Genomic DNA, 21346 nt, shown 5'->3' on the forward strand with positions numbered 1-21346 from the left:
GCCAGGCTAGCGCCGACGCCTGGGACGAGTCTGCATCCGCGGCGACCTCGGTACTACTCCGCGGTGTCGGAGGGCGACGGGGTCGGCGCCGGGTCGGGCACGCCGACGGTGATCGGGGCGACTCCGGTGGTGGCGAGCCCCGCCTCGGTGATCGAGCGGACGAGCTGGCCCATCCAGTCGGTGCGGGTGGCTTCGACGTCCTCGCTGACAGCGCGCTGCTCCTGGGGCACCAGCTCGGGCGGCAGGTCGTTGTCGACGAGGTAGACCACTTCGCCGGGACGCACGTAATAGAGCCGCTCGCGGGCCTGCGTGGTGATGTAGGCGGGGTCGCGCCAGCGGTCGCGCTGCGCCTCGAGATCGGCGACCTCGTCGCGGGTGAGTTGGACGCTCTCTTCGAGCGCGGCCAACTGCTGACGCTGCGAGACGTACGTACCCACCGTGGGGACGAGAACGAAGGCGGCGAGGACGACCAGCCCCAGCATGATCACCATGAAGCCCGACAGCCGGATGCCCGAGAGCCAGACGCGCGCGTCGACGGCACCGCGCGCGGCGCGCGCCCCCGCCGACGCGCGCCGGGGAACGCGAGAGGGGGGACCAGAGCTCTTCGCCATGTTCCCCCCTCTCGGTGTCGGTCTCGCGACCGCGCGAGGCGGCCGTCAGCTGGTGAAGCGCGGGAAGGCCGCGCGGCCGATGAAGGTCGCCGCGTCGCCCAGCTCTTCCTCGATGCGCAGAAGCTGATTGTATTTCGCCACGCGCTCGCTGCGCGCGGGCGCGCCGCTCTTGATCTGACCGGCGCCGGTGGCGACGGCGAGGTCGGCGATCGTGGTGTCCTCGGTCTCACCCGAGCGGTGCGACAGCATCGCGGTGTAGCCGGCGCGGTGGGCCATGTCGACCGCGTCGAGCGTCTCGGACAGCGTGCCGATCTGGTTGACCTTGACCAGGAGCGAGTTGGCGACGCCCCGCTTGATGCCGTCCGCCAGACGCTGCGGGTTGGTGACGAAGAGGTCGTCGCCGACGAGCTGCGTCCTGGTGCCGAGCGCGTCGGTGAGGGCCTTCCAGTTGTCCCAGTCGTCCTCGGCGAGCGCGTCCTCGATGGTCACGATCGGGTAGTCGTTGACGAGCCCGACGTAGTACTCGGTGAGCTCGGCGGCCGTCCAGTCCTTGTTGTCGAGGCGGTACACGCCGTCGTTGAAGAACTCCGTCGCCGCCACGTCCAGGCCCAGCGCGATGTCGCTGCCGGGAGTGAAGCCGGCCTTCTCGATGGCGCGCACGAGAAAGTCGAGACCCTCGCGGTTGCTCGGCAGGTCGGGGGCGAAGCCGCCCTCGTCGCCGAGGCCCGTCGCGAAGCCCGCGGCCTTCAGCTCGCCCTTGAGGACGTGGTAGACCTCGGTGCCCCAGCGCAGCGACTCGGCGAACGTCTCGGCGCCGATGGGCGCGAGGAAGAACTCCTGCATGTCGATGCCGTTGTCGGCGTGCTCGCCGCCGTTGATGACGTTGAACAGCGGCACGGGCAGGACGTGCGCGTTGGGTCCGCCGAGGTAGCGGAACAGCGGCAGGTCGGCGCTGTCGGCCGCGGCCTTCGCCACGGCGAGCGACACACCGAGGATGGCGTTGGCGCCGCAGCGGGACTTGTTCTCGGTGCCGTCGGTCTCGAGGAGGATCTCGTCGACGACGCGCTGCTCGCTCGCCTCGACGCCCTCGATGGCCGGGCCGAGCTCGTCGATGACGGCGGCGACGGCCTTGAGGACGCCCTTCCCCCCGTAACGGCTCTTGTCGCCGTCGCGCAGCTCGTACGCTTCGAACGCGCCGGTGGATGCGCCGGAGGGGACGGCCGCGCGCTGGACGATCCCGTCGTCGAGCAGCACCTCCACTTCGACGGTGGGGTTGCCGCGCGAATCCAGGATCTCGCGCGCGCCTACAGCCTCGATCTGTGCCACAGGAAGCTCCTTGCTTGTGGAGGGTGGTTCATGGGAGCGTCGTCGGTCCGCCCCCGAGTCTAGTGATGCCCGATGCCGGCGACATCGTCGCGCCGTCACACGAGCCGGGCGATGGCGATCCCGTCGTAGCCCTTGAGGTCGAGGGTCTGCAGGGCGGTCGCATCGAAGCGCGGGTCGCGGCCGAGCATCTCGAGGCCGCGCTGGGTGCCGATCACATCGGATCGCTCCGTCGCCGGGTTGGCCACCTCTCCCCCGCGCCCGATGTTGTCGACCACGACGACGGTGCCGCTGTGCCCGAGGCGGGCCGCCCAGTCGAGGTAGATCGTGTTGGACTCCTTGTCGGCGTCGATGAACACCATGTCGAACGGCTCCGCGCCGTCAAGGGTGGGCAGCACATCCGCGGCGCGGCCGAGGAGGATCTCCACCCGCTCGCCGACACCCGCCCGGTCGAGATTCGCCCGCGCCACCTCGGCGTTGCGCTCCTCGGCCTCGATCGTGACGACCTGTCCGCCGACGGGCAGGGCGCGCGCGAGCCAGATCGTGGAGTAGCCGCCGAGCGTGCCGATCTCGAGCACTCTCCGCGCTCCCGAGATGCGGGCCAGCAGATGCAGCAGCTTGCCGTTCACCGGCGCGACCTCGATGGCCGGCAGGCCGGCGGCCTGCTGATCGGCCACCGCACGTTCGAGCGCGTCGTCGTGTCCGACGAGCGTGGCGGTGAGGTAGGCGTCGACGCGGCGGGCGAGATCGGCAGTGGGATCGGCCATGTGCTCAGCCAACAAGTCCCGCGCCGTGCCGTCAAGGACCGTCACGGGTTCAATGCGCGCCCTCACCGGCATCCCGCAGCGCCGCCGACGCGGCGACGAGGAGCGCGTCGGCGGTCCGGCGGTACCCCAGGGCACTGGGATGGAACCGGTCGAGGCTGAACATCTCGTCCGGTCGCGAGACGAACACCTCTCCCACGGCGCGGCGCAGCGAGACCGCCCGGGCTCCCGCCCTCGTCGCGGCGACGGCCTGCGCGTCGGCGAGCTGACGCGACAGCCGCGACCCGAGCGCGCGCAGCGGCTGCGGCACCGCGCGCAGCGCGCCCAGGTCGGGGCACGTACCCACCACCACTTCGGCGCCGCGCCCGCGCAGACGCTCGACGGCCCGCGCGAGGTGCGCCGCGGCCAGCGAGACCGGCAGGCGGTGGGTGACGTCGTTGCCGCCCACCACGATGACGGCCAGCTCGGGCCTGTAGTCGGCCGGCAGTGCATCGATCTGACCGGCCAGGCCCGCCGATTCCGCGCCGACGACCGCGGCCGTCCGCAGCCGCACGGGACGCTGCTCCCGCCGGGCGAGGGCCTTGGCCAGACGCGCCCCGAGGGTGTCTTTGGGGCGGGGAGCGCCCAGGCCCGCGGCGATGGAGTCTCCGAGCATGAGCAGGTCCAGGGGTTCGCCCGCCAGCGACGGCCGCCACACCCGGTCGGCGTCGGGCGCCTGCTCGCCCAGGGGCTTGCCGATGCGGCGCCGGGCCAGCGCCGCCTGGCGCCGCAGCACGGCACGCAGCGCCAGCGCACCGAGGGCGACGAGGCCCGCGACGAGCGCGACGGCGAGAGCCAGGCGGGACCGGTGCATGGTCGGATCCGACCGGATGCCGGTGAACGGCATGTGTCGCAGGGGTGACGGGCGTCGGGGCGAGCCCTGGCCGCGATACAGTGCCGCGGTGACCGCACCCTCGTTGTCGCGTCGTCTGGGCCTGGGCGACGCCGTCTTCATCGGCCTGGGCTCCATGATCGGCGCGGGCGTGTTCGCCGCGTTCGCCCCCGCCGCCGCGGCGGCCGGAAGCGGGCTGTTGATCGGGCTCGCCCTGGCGGCGGTCGTGGCCTTCGGCAACGCGACGTCCTCCGCGCAGCTCGCCGCGGCCCATCCGACGTCGGGTGGCACATACGCCTACGGCCGCGCCGAGCTCGGGCCGTGGTGGGGATTCGTCGCCGGGTGGGGATTCGTCATCGGGAAGACCGCCAGCTGCGCCGCGATGGCGCTCACGTTCGCCGCGTACGCCGCACCGGAAGGGTGGGAGCGCGTGGTCGCCGCCGTCGCCGTGGTCGCGCTGGCGACGGTCAACTGGTTCGGGGTGACCCGCACGGCCGCCCTCACCCGCGTGATCGTCGTGGTCGTGCTGCTCTGCCTCACGGTCGCCGTCGCCGCGGCGGGCACGGCGCCGCGCGCCGACGTGCTCGGCGCCGACGCGCTGTGGACGGGCGGCTGGTACGGCATCCTCCAGTCCGCGGGACTGCTGTTCTTCGCCTTCGCCGGTTACGCCCGCATCGCCACGATGGGCGAGGAGGTCCGCGATCCGGAGCGCACCATCCCCCGCGCCATCGTGCTCGCCTTCGCCGGGGCCGTCGTGGTCTACGCCGTCGTCGGCATCTCGGTGCTGACCGCGCTCGGGCCCGACGCCACCGCGGCGTCGACGGAGCCGGTCGCCGACGCGGTCGCCGGGTCCGCGTGGCCCTGGGCCGAGCCGATCGTCCGCGTCGGAGCCGCAGCGGCCTCGCTCGGGGCGCTCCTGGCTCTCATCGCCGGCATCGGCCGCACGACCTTCGCCATGGCCCGTGAAGGCGACCTGCCGCACGCGCTGGCGGCGGTGCATCCGCGGTGGCGCGTCCCGCACCGTGCGGAGGCGGTCGTCGCGACCATCGTCGTGGGGGTGGTCCTGCTCGTCGACCTCCGCGGCGCGATCGGCTTCTCGTCCTTCGGCGTGCTCCTGTACTACTTCGTCGCCAACGTCGCCGCCTCCCGCCAGCGTGGCGCGGTTCGGCGATACCCGCGGATGCTGCAGGCCATCGGCGCGGCCGGGTGCGGCATCCTGTGTCTGACCCTGCCGTGGCAGAGCGTCGTCGCAGGCGTGGCGGTGGTGGGAGCGGGAGTGCTCTACCGGCTCGTGCGACGGCGGGTCACGCGAGCGGCTTGACCTCGAGGCTCTCGCGCGCGGATCCCGCCGAGACGAGCGCGAACGCGCCGTAGCCGTCGGCCGCCGCGCGCTCCAGCAGCGCTTTGAGGTTCTTGGTGCGCTGTTCGAGGCGCACCCGCGCGCCCTCGGCGACGAAGCGGGTCTTGAGGGCGAGCAGCTCGTCCAGCGGAACGTCGCGGTCGTGCACGAGGACGATCGCCGCGGCGGCAGCGGCGTCGTCTTCCGCGACGAGGTCGACGATGCGCTCGAAGCCGATCGAGAAGCCCACGGCCGGGACGTCCTGTCCGAGGAAGCGCCCGATCATGCCGTCGTAGCGGCCCCCGCCGCCGAGGGAGTACGACACGTCGGGGTGCGCGAGCTCGAAGATGGCGCCGGTGTAGTACCCCATCCCGCGGACCAGGAACGGGTCGAACACCAGCGGGCTCGCGTCGTCTGCGCCGAGCGCTGCGGCGACGGCGGCGCCCACGCCCGCCAGGTGCGCGACGACCTCGTCGGGGACTCCCGGGGGCAGAGCCGCGCGGATCGCCTCCGCGCCGAACGGCGCCGCCGGTGCGGGTGCGCGGTCCAGGAACTCCGCGAATGCCGCCACAGCGGCGGGATCGGCGCCGCGCTCGCGCAGCTCGGCGACGACCCCTTCCGGCCCGATCTTGTCGAGCTTGTCGATCGTGATGAGCACACCCGGGCGGTCCGCCTCGGCGAAGCCGAAGCTCGCCAGCATCCCATCGAGGGCGCGCCGGTCGTTGATGCGCACGCTCGCGCCGCGCAGGCCGAGGGCGTCCACGGCGTCGAGGGTCGCGACGATGAGCTCGGCCTCGGCGCGCGGCGCGGCGTCGCCGATGATGTCGATGTCGCACTGCACGAACTGGCGGTAGCGGCCCTTCTGCGGGCGTTCCGCACGCCACACCGGGGCGATCTGCACCGCACGGAAGACCGTCGGGAGTGCGCCGCGGTTCGTGGCGTAGAAGCGCGCGAGCGGCACCGTCAGGTCGTACCGCAGCCCGAGGTCGGTGAGGGCCGCGGGATCCTCGGCCGCGGCACGGATGGCGTCGGCGTCGAGGCCGCGCTTGAGCACGTTGTAGGCGAGCTTCTCGTTGTCGCCGCCGATGCCGGCGTGGAGGCGGCCGTGCTCCTCCATCACGGGGGTCTCGATCTCGTCGAACCCGTGCGCACGGTAGCGCTCGCGGATGACGGCGAGCACTCGCTCGCGTCGGGCCTTGTCGGCGGGCAGGAAGTCGCGCATGCCGCGCGGCGGATTCACGGAGGGCACCGCCCTAGTCTTCCAGATCACCCGATTCCGCAGCCCGGATGTCGGCCTGCAGCATCCGCAGCCGCTCCCGGAGTGCGCGCTCGGCATCCCACCCCTGCGCACGGGCGGTCGCGACGAGGGCGAGCAGCGCCTCGCCGAGCTCCGCCTCCGACCCCGGCCCCAGAGCCGACGCCGCCGGCGCCGCCGGCGGCCCTGAACCCGACCTCTGACCGCGAGAGTACTCCTCACCGCCGAGCGGGTGGGTGGCGCCCGCCCTCTCGTCACGGGGATGTACTTTCGCGGACAGATCGGGCGACGCGCCGATGCGGGCGGCCTTCCCGAGCAGCTTCTGGGCCAGGGCGAGAGTCGGCATGCGCTGACTCACGCCGTCCAGGATGCTGGTGCGCGAGGACTTCTCGGCCGCTTTCGCGGCGTTCCAGTGGACCAGCACCTCTTCGGGCGTCGTCGCGGTCTCGCCGGCGAAGACATGGGGGTGCCGGCGGATCATCTTGTCGGAGAGCCCGCGGGCCACATCGTCGATGTCGAAGGGGGCAGCGGCGTCGCGCGAGGCGATCTCGGCGTGGAACAGCACCTGCCACAGCAGGTCGCCCAGTTCCTCACGCAGCTCTTCGCGCGAACCGGTCTCGATCGCGTCGATGAGCTCCGCCGCCTCCTCTTCGAGGTACGCCACGAGCGCGCGGTGGTCGATCTGCTGCGTCCACACGCAGCGGTCGCGCACCGCGCGCATGACCTCCGCCGCTTCGCGCAGCGGATCGGTCACTGCATCGTCGCTTCGAGCCGCCGGTAGTGCCATGCCCGCCACGATACGAGACCCGCGGCCAGGGCGAGGGAGATCATCGACCCGGCGAGCACGCCCAGGGTCGCCTCGTCGCGCAGCAGCGCCTGATCGGCGAAGGCGAGCTCGCTCAGCAGCAGCGACACCGTGAACCCAATCCCGCCGAGCGCGCCGGCGGCCAGCAGGTCGGTGAAGCTCAGGTGCGGCGCCGCGCCGCGCGCGCCGATCCGCAGGGACACCCACCCGAACAGGGCGATGCCGATGATCTTGCCCACCGGGAGCGCAACGGCGATGCCCCAGAACGCCGGGGACAGCTGCGTCGGCGAGACCTGCGGGATGACCACGAGCGCCGCCGAGAAGGCGAACAGCGGCAGCACCACCGCGTTCACCCACGGCTCGAGCACGTGACGGGTGCGCAGCGCCGGCTGCTGGCTCATCGCCAGGCCGAGGGCGACGCCGGCGATCGTGGCGTGGACGCCCGACAGATAGGTCAGCGCCCACGCAACCACGGCAATGACGATGAGGGCCACGACGAGCGGCGCACTGCGTCGATCCCCGAGCCGGCGACTGAGGAATCCGAACAGGACGACCAGAAGGGCGGCGCCGCCGAGCATGGCGTAGTTGACGTCGGTGGTGAACAGCACCGCGATGAAGATGATGCCCACGATGTCGTCGAGGATCGCCAAGGCGAGCAGGAACACGCGCAGGGCGGGCGGCAGTCCGCGGCCGAAGACGGCGAGCACCCCGAGCGCGAAGGCGATGTCGGTGGCCGTGGGGATCGGCCAGCCGCGTGCGGCATCCGCGCCCCAGGCGAACAGGAGGAAGACGGCGATGGGCACGATCACGCCGCCCGCCGCGGCGATCGCGGGCTGGATCGCCTTCTTCGCCGAGTTCAACTGGCCGTTGGTGAGCTCGAACTGCAGCTCGACCGCGACGACGAAGAAGAAGACCGCGAGCAGGCCGTCCTTGATCCAGTGCGAGATCGAGAGCTCGAACACCCCGGGGATGCCGAGGTAGGTGTGCATGAGCTGGTCGACGCCCCCGCCGAGCGGGGAATTGGCCACGATGAGACCGAGGGCGGCGGCGGCCAGAAGCACCATCGCGGGGAAGCGCGCAGAGCGAAACAGGGACATGGAATCCTTCCGTGGGTCCGGTGACGGGTGGGCAGAGCCCACCGCCGACCAGACTTCCCGGCACACCGCCGACCAGCCTACCGAACCGGCCTGGACGTCGCCCGGATGCGTCACACCGTGACACCGCGTCACGTCGGGGTGATCTCACGGCGATAGCGTGGAGTCCATGCGTGAGCCCACCCAGACCGAAGCGATCGACCTCGTGGGACGGTTCGAGGCCGGCCAGGAGATTCCCGAGCGCATGCGCGCGGATGTGCGCATGCTCGGCTCGCTCCTGGGCCGCGTCCTGCGCGAGAGCGGCTCGCCCGGACTGTACGAGGACGTCGAGCGTCTGCGCGTCGCGACGATCCAGGCCTACACCGACGAGACGCCCGCCGCCGTCGAGCGCGCCGAGGCGATCGCGAACTCGTTCAGCGTCTCGCGGGCCGACGAGGTCGCCCGCGCCTTCACCGCCTACTTCCACCTGGTGAACCTCGCCGAGGAGCACCAGCGCGTGCGCATCCTGCGTGAGCGCGACGGACGCCCCGACCGCGAGGAGGCCACGGATTCCGTGGCCGCGGCGTTCGTGCGCCTGTCGGCCGAGGTCGGCGACGAGACCGCCCTCGCGCGTCTGCAGTCCCTGCGGTTCCACCCCGTCTTCACCGCGCACCCGACCGAGGCCCGGCGCCGCGCCGTCTCATCGAGCGTCCGACGCCTGTCCACCCTGCTCGACGAGCACGACGCGTCGCTGCGCAACGGCGCCGACCAGCGCCGCGCCGAGCGCCGCATGCTCGAGGAGATCGACACGCTGTGGCGCACGGCGCCGCTGCGGGCCGAGAAGCCGACCCCCACCGACGAGGTTCGCGCCGTGATGGGCGTGTTCGACGAGACCCTCTACACCGCCATCCCCCACGTCTACCGGCGCATCGACGACGCCCTGCAGGGTCCGGGGGCGGGTGGCCGCGCCCCCGTCGTGCGGCCCTTCGTCCGCATCGGCTCGTGGGTGGGCGGCGATCGCGACGGCAACCCGTTCGTCACCGCGTCCGTCACCCGCAAGGCCGCGAAGATCGCCAGCGAGCACGTGCTCCTGGGCCTGGAGGCGAGCGCCAGCCGCATCGGGCGCACGATGACCCTGGATGCCGCCACCACGCCTCCGAGCGATGCGCTGGTCACCCTCTGGCACTCGCTCAAAGCCGCCGATGAGGACGCCGCCCACGACATCGCGAAGCGCTCGCCGAACGAGCCGCACCGGCGCATCCTGCTGCTGATCGCGCGGAAGATCGCCGCCACCCGCGAGCGCGACGCCGACCGCGCGTATCGGACACCGGACGAGCTGCTGGCCGATCTGCGCACGGTCCAGGACTCCCTGGTGCGGGCCGGTGCCGCGCGGCAGGCGTACGGACACCTGCAGCAGCTGCTGTGGCAGGTGGAGACCTACGGCTTCCACCTCACCGAGCTCGAGGTGCGCCAGCACTCCGCCGTCCACCGTAAGGTGCTCGCCGAGCTGGATGCCGGTGGCCCGCGCTCGGAGCAGACCGACGAAGTGCTGGACGTCTTCCGCGCGGTGGCTTTCCTGCAGGACCGCTACGGTCCGCGCGCCGCCGGTCGCTACATCGTGTCGTTCACGCAGTCCGCCGACGACCTCGCCGCCGTGCACCGTCTCGCCCGGTACGCCGCGGGGCCGGACGGCACTCCCCCGGTGCTGGATGTCATCCCCCTCTTCGAGACCTTCGCCGATCTGCAGGCCGCGCCCGACATCCTCGCCGAGGTCATGCGGCATCCGGAATTCACCGCCCGGCTGGAGGCGACCGGACGACGCCTGGAGGTCATGCTCGGGTACTCGGACTCGTCGAAGGACGTCGGCCCCGTCGCCGCGAACCTCGCCCTCTACACCGCTCAGGCCCGCATCTCGGAGTGGGCGCGGTCCGAGGGCATCGAGCTCACCCTGTTCCACGGCCGCGGCGGAGCGCTCGGCCGCGGCGGTGGGCCCGCGAACTCGGCGATCCTCGCGCAGCCCCCGCACTCGGTCGACGGCAGGTTCAAGCTCACCGAGCAGGGCGAGGTCATCTTCGCCCGCTATGGGGACCCCGCCATCGCGATGCGGCACATCGACCAGGTGGCCGCGGCGGTGCTGCTGGCGTCGGCGCCGTCGATCGAGCAGCGCAACTCCGCCGCCGCCGAGCGCTACGCCGCAATCGCGGCGACGATGGACGCCGCCTCGCGGGAGCGCTTCTTCTCGCTGGTCAAGGCACCGGGCTTCGCCCCCTGGTTCGCGCAGGTGACGCCGATGGAGGAGATCGGCCTGCTGGCGCTCGGCTCCCGGCCGGCTCGACGCGGGCTGTCGGTGGAGTCGCTGGAGGACCTCCGCGCCATCCCGTGGGTCTTCGCCTGGACGCAGGCCCGCATCAACCTCGCCGGCTGGTTCGGCCTCGGCACGGCCCTCGACGCGGTCGGAGACGAGGACCTGCTGCGGGAGGCCTACGAGCAGTGGCCGCTCTTCCGCACGATGATCGACAACGTGGCGATGAGCCTGGCCAAGGCCGACACCCGCATCGCGCGGCGCTACCTCGAGCTCGGCGACCGCGACGAGCTGGCCCAGCTGGTGCTCGACGAGATGGCGGTCACCCGCAACTGGGTCGTGCGCCTGACCGGGGGCACCGAGCTGCTCGGGAACAAACCCGTGCTGCAACGCGCGGTGAAGATGCGCAGCCCCTACGTCGACGCGCTCTCGCTGCTGCAGCTGCGGGCGCTGCGCGCGCTCCGGGATGCCGCGAGGCAAGGCGCGGAGCCCGATCCCGAGCAGCAGCGACTGCTGCTGCTCTCGGTCAGCGGCGTCGCGGCCGGACTGCAGAACACCGGCTGAGCGGGCCTGCGGCGCACCGGCGGGTCAGTCGGCCCGGCGGTCGTCCGCATGCCGGGCGAGGCTGCGGCCGTACCGCTCGGTGAGCTGGACCATGAGGTCGGGGGTCGACCGGTCGAGTCCGAAGACGTACCCGGGGAAGTCCAGTTCGCGCTGGGCCGCCCAGATCTCGTCGTGCCGGTCGGGTGAGAGGATCTGCAGCGGTTCTCCGACGGCGACCCACCCGATGGGCACGACGGCGTCTTCGGGCAGCTCGGTGCGCAGGTGGACGACGGCGTTGATGCGCACTTCGCTGCGCGCCCCGATCCGAGCCCCGTTGAAGATCCGCGTCCCCGTCGCCAGGAACACCTCGTCGCCGACCGTCGCGCCCGACACGCTCGCCATCGGTCCGACCAGGACGTGATCGCCGATGTGCACGGGATTGGTCGAGGTCGCGCGGATGAGCGCGTTCTCCATCACGATGACGTTCTCGCCCAGGGTGATCGCCCCACCCTCGGCGGTGATGACCGCCCCGTGCAGCACCTGGCAGTCGGCGCCGATCACGACGTCGCCGCTGATCACCGCGGTCGGCGCGATGACGGCGTCCGGATGAATGCGGGGCCGCGCCCCGAGGTGCTCGAACTGCATCGTGCCTCCCTCGTCGCTGCTCAGCGTAACGCCGGGCGGCGTCACACGTGCGAACGCGCTCCGCGCGCGTGGGTAGGGTGAAACGGCGCCGGCTCTCTGCTGCTGCGCTCCGCCCATCCGGAAAGCTCCACGATGACCACGTCGCCCCGCGCCCTCCCGGCGCCCGTCCAGTCCGTCCTCGACACCGTCCATGCCCGCAATCCTCACGAGCCGGAGTTCCTGCAGGCGGTGCACGAGGTGCTCGAGTCGATCGCCCCCGTCCTCGAGACGCACCCGCGGTTCGTCGAGGACGGCATCCTGGAGCGTCTGGTGGAGCCGGAGCGACAGATCGTGTTCCGTGTGCCGTGGGTGGACGACACCGGACGGCTGCAGGTGAACCGGGGGTTCCGCGTGCAGTTCTCGTCCGTGCTCGGCCCCTATAAGGGCGGGCTTCGGTTCCACTCCTCGGTGAACCTCTCCATCATCAAGTTCCTCGGGTTCGAGCAGGTGTTCAAGAACGCCCTCACCGGCCAGGGGATCGGCGGCGCCAAAGGCGGCAGCGACTTCGACCCCCACGGCCGTTCGGACGCCGAAGTCATGCGCTTCTGTCAATCGTTCATGAACGAGCTGTACCGGCACCTCGGCGAGCACACCGACGTCCCGGCGGGCGACATCGGCGTGGGCGCGCGCGAGATCGGCTACCTCTTCGGCCAGTACCGCAAGATCACCAACCGGCACGAGTCGGGGATGTTCACCGGGAAAGGCGTCCAGTGGGGTGGCGCGGAGGTGCGCACCGAGGCGACCGGCTACGGCGCGGTGTTCTTCGTCCAGGAGATGCTGGGGGTCCAGGGCGACTCGCTCGACGGCAAGCGCGTCGCCGTCTCCGGTTCCGGCAACGTCGCGGTCTACGCCATCGCGAAGGCATGGCAGATGGGGGCGACGCCGGTCACCGCCTCGGATTCATCGGGGTATGTGGTCGACGACGCCGGGATCGACCTCGAGGTCCTGCGCCAGGTGAAAGAGGTCGAGCGCGGCCGCATCCACGACTACGCGGCCCGCCGCCCGAGCGCCCGCTTCGTCGAGGGCGCACGGCCGTGGGAGGTGCCTGTGGATGTCGCGATCCCCTCCGCCACACAGAACGAACTCGACCAGGCCGACGCGCTCGCTCTGGTGGGCAACGGCGTCCGAGCGGTCGCCGAAGGCGCGAACATGCCCACCACCCCCGATGCCGTGCATGCGCTGCAGCAGGCCGGCGTGCTGTTCGGGCCCGGTAAGGCCGCGAACGCAGGAGGCGTGGCCACCTCCGCGCTGGAGATGAGCCAGAACGCGTCCCGGCAGCGGTGGAGCTTCGGCGACAGCGAGGCGAAGCTGCGCGCCATCATGGGCGGGGTCCACGACGCTGCGTTCACATCCGCCGAGCGGTACGGCCGGCCGGGCGACTATGTCGTCGGGGCCAACTGCGCCGGATTCGAGCGGGTCGCCCACGCCATGCAGGCGCAAGGCGTCATCTGAGTCGGCGGTGAACGTCAGCCGCCCGCGTCGACCGTGGCGGGCTCTGCCTTCTTGACGGGCCACAGCTGGTCGAGCAGCTGCCCCACCCACGCGATCAGGTCGGCATCGCCCACGGCCTCGCCCGCCGCGGTCGGCAGCGGCACCACGAGGGCGTCGCCCCCCGACAGGAGCTTCGCCTTCGGGTAGAGCCGCTGCAGGCGCACGCGCATCGAATCGGGCAGGTGCGCGGGCGCGATCCGCAGGTTCGGCCCCATGGCGACGACGTCGGCGAGTCCGGCATGCGCCGCACGCCGCCGCAGTCGCGCCACCTCGATGAGCCCCTCGACCTCGGCGGGGAGGTCGCCATAGCGGTCGGTGAGCTCTTCGATGACGAGGTCGATCGCGTCATCCTTCGCGGTGACGGATGCCGCGGCCGACAGCTTCTGGTAGGCCTCCAGTCGCAGGCGCTCGCTGTCGATGTAGGACTCCGGGATGCGCGCCTGCACGGGCAGTTCGAGTCGCAGCTCGGCGGGGCCCTCGGTCTCTTCACCGCGGAACGCCGAGACGGCCTCGCCGATCATGCGCAGATAGAGGTCGAAGCCGACGCCGGCGATGTGGCCGGCCTGCTCGCCGCCCAGGAGGTTGCCCGCCCCGCGCAGCTCGAGGTCTTTCAGCGCGACCTGCATGCCGCTGCCGAGGTCGTTGTTCACCGCGATCGTCTCGAGGCGGTCGGCGGCCGTCTCGGACAACGGCTTGTTCTCGTCGTAGAGGAAGTAGGCGTACGCCCGCTCGCGCGCGCGACCCACTCGCCCGCGCAGCTGGTGCAGCTGCGACAGACCGTACTTGTCGGCTCGGTCGATGATGATCGTGTTCGCGTTGGCGATGTCGAGGCCGGTCTCGATGATGGTGGTCGACACGAGCACGTCGGCGCGCCGCTCCCAGAAGTCGTCCACGACCTGCTCGAGCTGGTGCTCCCCCATCTGGCCGTGCGCGACGACCACGCGGGCCTCGGGAACGAGCTCTGCCAGGTGGGCGGCCACCCGCTGGATGGACTGCACCCGGTTGTGCACGTAGAAGACCTGCCCTTCGCGCAGCAGCTCCCGGCGGATCGCCGCCGCGATCTGCTTGTCGTTGCGCGGTCCGACGTACGACAGGATCGGATGCCGGTCCTCGGGCGGGGTCTGCAGCGTCGACATCTCGCGGATGCCGGTGACCGCCATCTCGAGCGTGCGCGGAATCGGGGTGGCGCTCATGGCGAGGATGTCCACGTTGGTCTTGAGCTTCTTCAGGCTGTCCTTGTGCTCGACGCCGAACCGCTGCTCCTCGTCGATGATCATGAGCCCGAGGTCTTTGAAGATCACCTTCTCGGTCAGGATGCGATGCGTGCCGATCACCATGTCGACGGTGCCGTCCGAGAGACCTTCGACCACCTCGCGGGCCTGCTTGTCGGTCTGGAACCGCGACAGGGCCTTCACCTTCACCGGAAAGCCGGCGAAGCGCTCGGTGAAGGTCTCGAGGTGCTGCTTGACCAGAAGGGTCGTGGGGACGAGCATCGCAACCTGCTTGCCGTCCTGGATCGCCTTGAAGGCGGCGCGGACGGCGACCTCCGTCTTACCGAAGCCCACGTCGCCCGACAGCAGCCTGTCCATGGGGATCGGCTTCTCCATATCGGCCTTGATCTCGTCGATCGTCTGCAGCTGATCCGGGGTCTCGGCGAACGGGAACGCCTCTTCCAACTCGCGCTGCCACGGCGAGTCCGGCCCGAACGCATGGCCCTTGGCCGCCATCCGCGCGGAGTAGAGCTTCACCAGCTCGACGGCGATGTCGCGCACGGCCTTGCGCGCTTTACCCTTGGCCTGCGCCCAGTCGCTGCCGCCCATCTTCGACAGCGTGGGCGCTTCGCCGCCCACGTAGCGCGAGAGCAGGTCGAGCTGGTCGGTGGGGACGAACAGCTTGTCGCCCGGGTATCCGCGCTTGCTGGGCGCGTACTCGAGCACGAGGTACTCGCGCACGCTCTTGACGGCATTGCGACCGCCGCTGGAGACCTCGCGCTGGGTGAGCTCGACGAACCGACCGATCCCGTGCGTGGTGTGCACCACGTAGTCGCCGGTCTTCAGCTGCAGCGGGTCGACGACGTTGCGACGACGCGAGGCCAGCTTCTTGACCACACGCTGATCGCCGCCGATCGTGCGGCCGTAGAACTCGGCCTCGGTGAGCACGGCGAGCTTGGCCTCTTCGCTTTCGAACCCGCGCTCCAGCGACGAGATGACCAGCTGGGCGACGCCCGGCTCGGGCGCGTCGCCCACGTGGTCGACGCGGCGTGCCGCGATACCCCGGTCGGAGAGCACATCGCCCGCTCGCTCGACCAGACCGGTCCCGGAGGCGGCGACCACGACGCGCCAGCCGTCGGCCAGAAGCGCCCCGACGTGCTCGGTCGCGCCGTCGACGTTGCCGTGGAACGCCGGCACGGCGGCACCGCGGACGCGGATGGCGGCGGACTGCTCGAGCGCCACGTCGATGTCGAGGAGGCCCTCGGCCGAGGCGTCCGCCGCCCCGGAGTCGAAGGAGCTGAGCGTCCACCACACGTCGTCGCGCTCCCGCGCCACGTCGCGCAGGCGCGGCAGCGTGACGAAATCTCCGGCGCCGAGGCTGGCGCTCACCGCGGAGGTGTCGACGGGCATGTCCGCGCCCGCGGTCGCGGCGCTCCAGGCGGCGTCGAGGAACTCGCGATTGGTGTCGCCGAGCGTCAGGGCACGCGTGACGCACCGCTCGGGTTCGACGAGGCACACCGCGCCCCCCGCAGGCAGATAGTCCACGAGGGTGACCAGACCGTCGAGGACCACCGGCATGAGGGACTCCATGCCCTCGACCGGGATGCCCTCGGACATCTTCTCGAGCATGCCGCCGAGACCCGGCAGCGTGTCGCGCAGTTCGCGGGCCCGCGTGCGCACCGCATCGGTGAGCAGCAATTCGCGACCGGCGAGCAGCACCACGTCGGGGACATCGCCCGGGAGCGAACGCTGATCGGCGACGGAGAACGCACGGATCTGATCGATCTCGTCGCCGAAGAACTCCACCCGGAAGGGGTGGGCCGCCGTCGGCGGGAAGACGTCGAGGATGCCGCCGCGCACCGCGAACTCGCCGCGGCGCGACACCATGTCGACACGGTGATAGGCCAGGGTCACCAGCTGCTCGACGATGTCCGACAGTTCGTGGCCGCGCCCGCCCATGTCCAGCCGGATGGGCGGGGCATCGGCCAGGCCCGGGGCGAGCGGCTGGATCGCGGCACGCACGGACGCCGTGATCACGAGCGGCGCGGCGCCGTCCCAGGCGGCGATCGCGGCGAGGATCTCGAGGCGACGGCCGACCGTCTCGGCGGACGGACTGAGCCGCTCGTGCGGCAGGGTCTCCCACGCCGGGAAGTGCATGACCTGCGCGCCCGGCAGGAGCGCCTCCAGTGCGGGCCCCAGGGCTTCCGCGCGCCGCCCGGTCGGGGCGACGGCGAGGAGGGCCGGCGGACGGCCGGCTCCTCCGCGGCGCTCGACGAGTGCCGCCAGCAAAGGGGCGTCCAGGCCTTCGACCAGCGAGAAGTCGGCGTCGACGGATGCCGCACCCACCGCATCCTGAAACGACTCAGCCTGTTCGAGGGCGCGAAGGATCCCGGGAACTGTCACCGGACGAGTCTACGTCCGACCGGCGACCCCGGCGGCGGCCTCCTGCGCCGCGCGGCCCGGCGCCGACGCACCGCCCGTCGATCGCTCTGGGACCTCGCCCGGGCCGCAAATAGGATGAGTGTCGTGAGCGATCGCCCGGAGCAGAGCCCGACGCCCCCGCCAGGGTGGGCGGCCCCCGCAACGCCGCCGTTCGGACCACCGCCGGGCTCCCCCGCGACTCCCCCGGCCGCCGGCCCGCACGGCATGCCGGCCGGCTACGGCGGGCCCGGTGCGCGCTACGCCCCGCCGGGCATGCCCCCCGTGGCGACCGCCCCGGCCGCGCCGGCGACACCGGCGCTGGGCATCGTGTCGCTGGTGCTCGCACTCATCGCCGCGGTCGGCGCGACCCTCGTCGGCGCGTGGGCCGCCTTCCGGATCGGCATGGGGGCGGGGTCCGAGATCGCGCTGCGCCCGATGGACATGAACGTCGACTGGTCCGTGCTCTCGCCCGTGCGCGACCTCGTGCTCCTCGCCGAGGCGTCGTTCTGGATCGGCACCGTCCTCGGCGTCTGGGCTCTGGTGCAGGGTGTCGTCGCGATCCTCCGACGGCGCGGCCGCGGCTACGCGATCGCCGCCGTGGTGATCGCCGTTTTCGGACCCGCGATCTTCTTCACCGCCGTCCAGGCCGCACTCACCGCGGGGTTCGGCGCCGGCAGCAGCATCGGCGGATGAGTCACGCGCGCGGCGCGTGGTGCTTCTGCTGCGCGGCGACGAGTCCTTCGTCGATGAGCTGCTCCACCGCGTCGGCGGCGTCGGCGATGAGGTTCGGAAGGGTGGTCCGCTCCGCGGCGCCGAACGGATCCAGGACCCAGTCCGCGGCATCCTGACGTCCGGGCGGTCGGCCGATGCCGACCCGGACGCGAGGGAAGTCCGCCGTGCCGAGCGCCTTGGCGACGTCGCGGACGCCGTTGTGGCCGCCGTGCCCCCCGCCGGTCTTGAGCTTGATCGTGTCGAACGGGATGTCGAGTTCGTCGTGGACGACGACGACGCGGTCGGGGTCGAGGCCGTAGAAGCGTGCGAGCTGCGACACCGGACCGCCCGAGACGTTCATGAACGAGTTCGGCTTGGCCAGCACCAGCTTGGCGCCGCCCGGACGCAGCCACGTCTCGGCGACCCGGGCGTTGGCCTTGTGGGCGCGGAAGGTCTCCCCCCGCCGCGCGGCGAGCTCGTCGAGGACCATCTGTCCGATGTTGTGACGGGTCTGCTCGTATCGTGGGCCGGGGTTTCCGAGCCCCACGACGAGCCATGACTCGGCCATGCGCTCTCCTTCTCGTCGGCCCCGCCGCAGCAGGCCCGAGAACAGGAAGAGGGGGCGCGGCATCCGCACCCCCTCGACCCGATCGATTCGACTTACTCGGAAGCGGCCTCGTCGGAGGACTCCTCCGACGTCGCCGCCTCGGCGCCGGCCTCGTCCTCGTCAGCGGCGTCCTCGGGCAGCTCTTCGGCGGCCGGAACGGAGATCGCCACGATGAGCGTCTCGGGGTCGGCGGCCAGCGACGCGCCCTTGGGGAGCGTCAGCTCACCGGCGGTGATGTGCGTTCCCTCTTCGAGGCCTTCCACGTCGACCTCGACGTGCTCGGGGATGTGCATGGCCTCGACCTCGAGCAGGATGGTCTGCGCGTCGAGGTTGACGATCGTGCCGGCGAAGGACTCGCCGTGGACGACGACGGGCACGTCGACCTGGATCTTCTCGCCCTTCTTCACCACGAGCAGGTCGATGTGCTCGATGATCTGGTGCACGGGGTCCTTCTGGACGTCCTTGACCAGCGCGAGGTGCGAAGCGCCTTCGATGTCGAGCTCGAGCACCGCGTTCGCGCGGCGGATGAGCAGCGCGGTCTGGTGACCCGGCAGCGCGACGTGCACCGGGTCGGTGCCGTGGCCGTAGATGACGGCGGGGATCTTGCCGGCCGCGCGAAGACGGCGGGCGAAGCCCTTGCCGAAGTTCGAGCGGACTTCGGCCTGGACCTTGGTGTCGATGTCCTGCGACATGGTTCTCTCCTCGCGGGCGCGTCGGCCCGTTCTTGATCGGGCGGGGGCCCGGGGTATCAGGGGTCTGGATTCGACTCGAACGCGAGCGCGTGAGGAACCGTGAGCCTCCACACCCTCGTCGATCACGGATGCCGCATGCGACCCTGCGGCCGATACGAGGCGTCCCTCGCCGAAGTACAGTGGGAGAGTCTACCAGCGCTGCCGGTACGATGAGGAACGCACGCGAACCGGCGACGGAGGACCCCCATGGAGTACGGCTTTCTTTCCCACCTTCTGCTCTGGCTGATCGGTGCGATGACGGCCGTCGGGGCCGTCCTGGCCGTCGGCGCCTTCTGGACGATGGGCCGCCAGGGCTACCGTCAGGACTGAGCCGCCGCGCGCGGGTGCGCTCCGCATGTCCGGGCGCGCCGGATGCGGGGAGTCCTCGTGTTCTTCAGGAGGGGCCGATCATGGCGCAGGCATCGCACGGGTCGGTCCTGGACGACCTGGGCGCCCGCATCGCCTCGGGCGAGCTCGCGCCGGGCACCGTCCTGACCCTGGCCGCGCTCGAAGACACCTATCGGGTGTCCCGGACCGTCGTCCGCGAGGCTGTGCGCGTGCTGGAGGCGATGGGGATGCTCGCCTCGCGCCGACGGGTCGGGGTCCGGGTGCAGGACGTCTCGCAATGGAGCGCCCTCGACACGCGCCTCATCGGCTGGCAGCTGGCGGGACCGGGCCGCGATCAGCAGCTGATCGTCGTGACCGAGCTGCGCGCCGCCATCGAGCCGGTCGCCGCCAGGCTCAGCGCCCAGCGGGCCGGCGATGGCGAGCGCGCCGAGATCCTGCGTCTGGCCACCACGCTGGAGGATCTCGGCCACGACGGGCGAGGAGACAGTGAGGAATACCTCGCGGCCGACATCGCCTTCCACGATCTCATCCTGGACTCGAGCGGGAACCTCATGCTCGCTGCGGTCAAGCCCGCCATCGCGGCCGTGATCGCCGGGCGCGCGCGCCTCGGTCTCACGCCCGGCGTGCCGCACCAGGAGGCGCTGCACAACCACGTCCAGACCGCCGCCGCCATCGCCCGCGGAGACGCCGAGGCCGCTGAGCATCACACCCGGCTCTACGTCGACGCGGTCCTGGGCGAAGTGCGCGGACGCTAGCGCACGAACGTCCGCTCGGTCGGCTCGGTCCGGGCGTAGTGGTCGAGGTAGCGGGCGAACCCCTCGTCGTACTGCGCGCGGCGCTCCTCTCGCGGTCTCACGATGCGCGGCTCGGACTCCTCGAGGGCCGGATGCCGGTCGTCCAGGCCCGCGGTGCGCAGCCCCATGCGCACCGCGCCGACGACCGAGCTGTGCTGCCTAGCGGAGGTCTCCATCTCGGCGCCGAACACGTCGGCGGTCAGCTGCGTCCAGAAGGGCGACGACAGCACCCCTCCCGACAGCACGATGCGCCGGGGCGGGCCGTTGAGGGCCGTGAGCTCCTTGAAGCAGTGGAAGAGCGAGTAGACCACGCCCTCCAGCACCGACTGGTACATGTCGGCGCGGGTGTGCTCGGGCCGCAGGTCCATCAGCCCGCCGCGGCGCTGATCCTGCCAGCCGGGACTGCGCTCACCGAAGAGGAACGGCAGGAAGACCGGTGACTCACGACGGTCCGCCGACATGAGGGGCTCGATCTCGGAGTAGTCCGCCGCCTGCCCGAAGAGTCGCTCGCGCGCCCAGTCGACGCAGTTGCCGCAGCCCGAGGTGGCCGCGCCACTGAGGGCGCCCGCGGGCGAGCGGTACGACCACGTGCTGAGGGTCGGTGACAACGAGGGGTGGAGGGTCGAGAAGCGCAGCGCACCGCTGGTGCCCATGGAGAACGTCATGTCGCCGGGGGCGGTGGCGAGGTCTCCGACCTGGCTGAGACCGCCGTCGGGTCCCGGCGTGAGGACGGGGATGCCGGCTCGCACGCCCAGCAGGATCGCGGCGTCGTCCCGCAGTGGCGCGGTGTCGGTGACGGCGCGGAGCTCCGGCAGGCGCACGCCCGACAGGTCGAAGCGCGAGATCACCTCCTCGTCCCAGTCGGCGGTGTGGGCGTTGAGCAGGCCCGTACCGGACGCCAGCGACGGGTTCGTCCACGTCCGGCCCGTCATGCGCGCGAAGATGAGGCTGGGCTGGTCCAGCGCGAGCAGCCCGTCGAGGGACTGCCCGCGCTCCCGCAGATGGAGCAGCTTGAAGACGGGGTACACCGCGTTGACCATGCACCCGGTGCGCTCGTAGAACCACCAGGTGAAGGCCTCGTCGGCGCGCAGCCGCGCGCACAGGTCCTGGGCGCCGGTGTACGGCCACTCCATCACCGGCGTCACGGCGGAGAGGTCGTCGTGGCGCAGCGTCAGCCCGTGCCACGTGCTGCTGAGGACGATCATGTCAACGTCCTGTCCCGCTGCGCTCTCGCGTCCGAGCGCCATCGTCTGGGTGTAGATCGCGTCGCCGTCCCGCACGGCGGCATCGGGGCCTGCCACCTCGAAGCGGCGGGCGCGCACCGTGGAGAGCCCGCTGTCGGTGTCGAACAGCATCGCCTTGGCCGAGGTGGTGCTCGCCTCGAGCGCGAGAATGATCATGCATCGCCCCATCGTCGGAGTGGTCGTGCGTCGACGCGTCGCGGTCGCGCACCCCAATGATA

Annotated in this window: 18 protein-coding genes; 6 read left to right on the top strand and 12 right to left on the bottom strand. The window is 71.6% G+C overall.

Translation table 11 applies throughout. From position 1 onward, the window contains the following. Positions 1-53 precede the first annotated feature (53 nt). The 4 genes from NFR93_RS04695 to NFR93_RS04710 form a co-directional block, all read right to left on the bottom strand. Complete coding sequence (locus NFR93_RS04695) at positions 54-611, bottom strand: FtsB family cell division protein (protein ID WP_251450428.1); 558 nt, start codon at positions 609-611, stop codon at positions 54-56. A 45-nt stretch (positions 612-656) separates the two neighbouring features. Next, positions 657-1937, bottom strand: a complete 1281-nt coding sequence (gene eno, locus NFR93_RS04700) for a phosphopyruvate hydratase (protein ID WP_251450430.1) — start codon at positions 1935-1937, stop codon at positions 657-659. Between the two features lie 95 nt (positions 1938-2032). Further along, positions 2033-2701 (bottom strand): O-methyltransferase, encoded by a 669-nt coding sequence (locus tag NFR93_RS04705; protein WP_251450432.1) that lies wholly within the window; start codon positions 2699-2701, stop codon positions 2033-2035. 49 nt (positions 2702-2750) lie between these two features. Beyond that, the gene (locus tag NFR93_RS04710; RefSeq protein WP_251450434.1) at positions 2751-3551 is read right to left on the bottom strand and encodes an SGNH/GDSL hydrolase family protein; all 801 of its coding nucleotides are present in this window, start codon (positions 3549-3551) and stop codon (positions 2751-2753) included. A gap of 88 nt (positions 3552-3639) precedes the next feature. Here NFR93_RS04710 and NFR93_RS04715 point away from each other — a divergent pair, with 88 nt between their 5' ends. Next, entirely contained in the window at positions 3640-4890 is a 1251-nt protein-coding gene (locus tag NFR93_RS04715; RefSeq protein ID WP_251450436.1) for an APC family permease, read from the top strand. Here the strand turns inward: NFR93_RS04715 and hisS are convergent. The 3 genes from hisS to nhaA are packed head-to-tail and all read right to left on the bottom strand — an operon-like array spanning position 4874 to position 8065. Next, positions 4874-6130: a histidine--tRNA ligase gene (gene hisS, locus NFR93_RS04720; protein WP_251451495.1), complete on the bottom strand. Its 1257-nt coding sequence runs from the start codon at positions 6128-6130 to the stop codon at positions 4874-4876. The genes NFR93_RS04715 and hisS overlap by 17 nt on opposite strands. Before the next feature lie 31 nt (positions 6131-6161). Further along, the gene (locus tag NFR93_RS04725) at positions 6162-6950 is read right to left on the bottom strand and encodes a nucleoside triphosphate pyrophosphohydrolase (protein WP_251450438.1); all 789 of its coding nucleotides are present in this window, start codon (positions 6948-6950) and stop codon (positions 6162-6164) included. Continuing rightward, positions 6914-8065 (bottom strand): Na+/H+ antiporter NhaA, encoded by a 1152-nt coding sequence (gene nhaA / locus NFR93_RS04730; protein WP_251450440.1) that lies wholly within the window; start codon positions 8063-8065, stop codon positions 6914-6916. The genes NFR93_RS04725 and nhaA overlap by 37 nt, the downstream gene beginning before the upstream one ends. A gap of 166 nt (positions 8066-8231) precedes the next feature. Here nhaA and NFR93_RS04735 point away from each other — a divergent pair, with 166 nt between their 5' ends. Further along, positions 8232-10907, top strand: coding sequence for a phosphoenolpyruvate carboxylase (locus NFR93_RS04735; RefSeq protein ID WP_251450442.1), 2676 nt, complete (start codon positions 8232-8234; stop codon positions 10905-10907). Between the two features lie 24 nt (positions 10908-10931). On the opposite strand, the gene NFR93_RS04740 is transcribed toward NFR93_RS04735, so the two are convergent. Continuing rightward, a complete protein-coding gene (locus NFR93_RS04740) occupies positions 10932-11531 on the bottom strand; it encodes a gamma carbonic anhydrase family protein (protein WP_251450444.1) in 600 nt (199 codons plus the stop codon). Between the two features lie 132 nt (positions 11532-11663). Between NFR93_RS04740 and gdhA the strand changes: the two genes are divergently transcribed. Then, positions 11664-13022, top strand: coding sequence for an NADP-specific glutamate dehydrogenase (gene gdhA / locus NFR93_RS04745; protein WP_251450446.1), 1359 nt, complete (start codon positions 11664-11666; stop codon positions 13020-13022). Positions 13023-13036: 14 nt separating this feature from the next. Here gdhA and mfd read toward each other — a convergent pair whose 3' ends face one another. Next, on the bottom strand, positions 13037-16675 hold the full coding sequence (mfd, locus tag NFR93_RS04750; RefSeq protein WP_251450448.1) for a transcription-repair coupling factor: 3639 nt from the start codon (positions 16673-16675) through the stop codon (positions 13037-13039). A 114-nt stretch (positions 16676-16789) separates the two neighbouring features. On the opposite strand from mfd, the gene NFR93_RS04755 reads away from it, so the two are divergent. Continuing rightward, positions 16790-17386: a hypothetical protein gene (locus NFR93_RS04755; RefSeq protein WP_502846253.1), complete on the top strand. Its 597-nt coding sequence runs from the start codon at positions 16790-16792 to the stop codon at positions 17384-17386. A 1-nt stretch (position 17387) separates the two neighbouring features. Here the strand turns inward: NFR93_RS04755 and pth are convergent, their stop codons facing one another. Both pth and NFR93_RS04765 read right to left on the bottom strand, forming a co-directional pair. Further along, positions 17388-17972, bottom strand: coding sequence for an aminoacyl-tRNA hydrolase (pth, locus tag NFR93_RS04760; protein ID WP_251451497.1), 585 nt, complete (start codon positions 17970-17972; stop codon positions 17388-17390). A 92-nt stretch (positions 17973-18064) separates the two neighbouring features. Next, positions 18065-18703, bottom strand: a complete 639-nt coding sequence (locus NFR93_RS04765; protein ID WP_251450450.1) for a 50S ribosomal protein L25/general stress protein Ctc — start codon at positions 18701-18703, stop codon at positions 18065-18067. Positions 18704-18949: 246 nt separating this feature from the next. Here NFR93_RS04765 and NFR93_RS15970 point away from each other — a divergent pair, with 246 nt between their 5' ends. Together NFR93_RS15970 and NFR93_RS04770 are read left to right on the top strand one after the other, a co-directional pair. After that, entirely contained in the window at positions 18950-19072 is a 123-nt protein-coding gene (locus tag NFR93_RS15970; protein WP_285814540.1) for a hypothetical protein, read from the top strand. 80 nt (positions 19073-19152) lie between these two features. Then, positions 19153-19845 (top strand): FadR/GntR family transcriptional regulator, encoded by a 693-nt coding sequence (locus NFR93_RS04770; RefSeq protein ID WP_251450451.1) that lies wholly within the window; start codon positions 19153-19155, stop codon positions 19843-19845. On the opposite strand, the gene NFR93_RS04775 is transcribed toward NFR93_RS04770, so the two are convergent. Then, positions 19842-21284 carry a gluconokinase gene (locus tag NFR93_RS04775; protein WP_251450452.1) on the bottom strand — a complete coding sequence of 481 codons (1443 nt, stop codon included), beginning with the start codon at positions 21282-21284 and terminating at the stop codon, positions 19842-19844. The genes NFR93_RS04770 and NFR93_RS04775 overlap by 4 nt on opposite strands. Positions 21285-21346 lie beyond the last annotated feature (62 nt).

The organism is Microbacterium sp. Marseille-Q6648, assembly GCF_943181415.1.
In the GTDB taxonomy this organism is placed as follows: Bacteria; Actinomycetota; Actinomycetes; order Actinomycetales; family Microbacteriaceae; genus Microbacterium.

Excerpts from the sequence above, each read along its gene's own strand:
- NFR93_RS04755 (WP_502846253.1), top strand. The coding sequence starts at position 16,790 with ATGAGTGTCGTGAGCGATCGCCCGGAGCAGAGCCCGACGCCCCCGCCA.
- NFR93_RS04775 (WP_251450452.1), bottom strand. The coding sequence starts at position 21,284 with ATGATCATTCTCGCGCTCGAGGCGAGCACCACCTCGGCCAAGGCGATG.
- gdhA (WP_251450446.1), top strand. The coding sequence starts at position 11,664 with ATGACCACGTCGCCCCGCGCCCTCCCGGCGCCCGTCCAGTCCGTCCTC.
- NFR93_RS04770 (WP_251450451.1), top strand. The coding sequence starts at position 19,153 with ATGGCGCAGGCATCGCACGGGTCGGTCCTGGACGACCTGGGCGCCCGC.
- NFR93_RS04725 (WP_251450438.1), bottom strand. The coding sequence starts at position 6,950 with ATGGCACTACCGGCGGCTCGAAGCGACGATGCAGTGACCGATCCGCTG.
- NFR93_RS04710 (WP_251450434.1), bottom strand. The coding sequence starts at position 3,551 with ATGCACCGGTCCCGCCTGGCTCTCGCCGTCGCGCTCGTCGCGGGCCTC.
- pth (WP_251451497.1), bottom strand. The coding sequence starts at position 17,972 with ATGGCCGAGTCATGGCTCGTCGTGGGGCTCGGAAACCCCGGCCCACGA.
- nhaA (WP_251450440.1), bottom strand. The coding sequence starts at position 8,065 with ATGTCCCTGTTTCGCTCTGCGCGCTTCCCCGCGATGGTGCTTCTGGCC.
- NFR93_RS04765 (WP_251450450.1), bottom strand. The coding sequence starts at position 18,703 with ATGTCGCAGGACATCGACACCAAGGTCCAGGCCGAAGTCCGCTCGAAC.
- NFR93_RS04740 (WP_251450444.1), bottom strand. The coding sequence starts at position 11,531 with ATGCAGTTCGAGCACCTCGGGGCGCGGCCCCGCATTCATCCGGACGCC.
- NFR93_RS04695 (WP_251450428.1), bottom strand. The coding sequence starts at position 611 with ATGGCGAAGAGCTCTGGTCCCCCCTCTCGCGTTCCCCGGCGCGCGTCG.
- hisS (WP_251451495.1), bottom strand. The coding sequence starts at position 6,130 with ATGCGCGACTTCCTGCCCGCCGACAAGGCCCGACGCGAGCGAGTGCTC.
- NFR93_RS04705 (WP_251450432.1), bottom strand. The coding sequence starts at position 2,701 with ATGGCCGATCCCACTGCCGATCTCGCCCGCCGCGTCGACGCCTACCTC.
- NFR93_RS15970 (WP_285814540.1), top strand. The coding sequence starts at position 18,950 with ATGGAGTACGGCTTTCTTTCCCACCTTCTGCTCTGGCTGATCGGTGCG.
- NFR93_RS04735 (WP_251450442.1), top strand. The coding sequence starts at position 8,232 with ATGCGTGAGCCCACCCAGACCGAAGCGATCGACCTCGTGGGACGGTTC.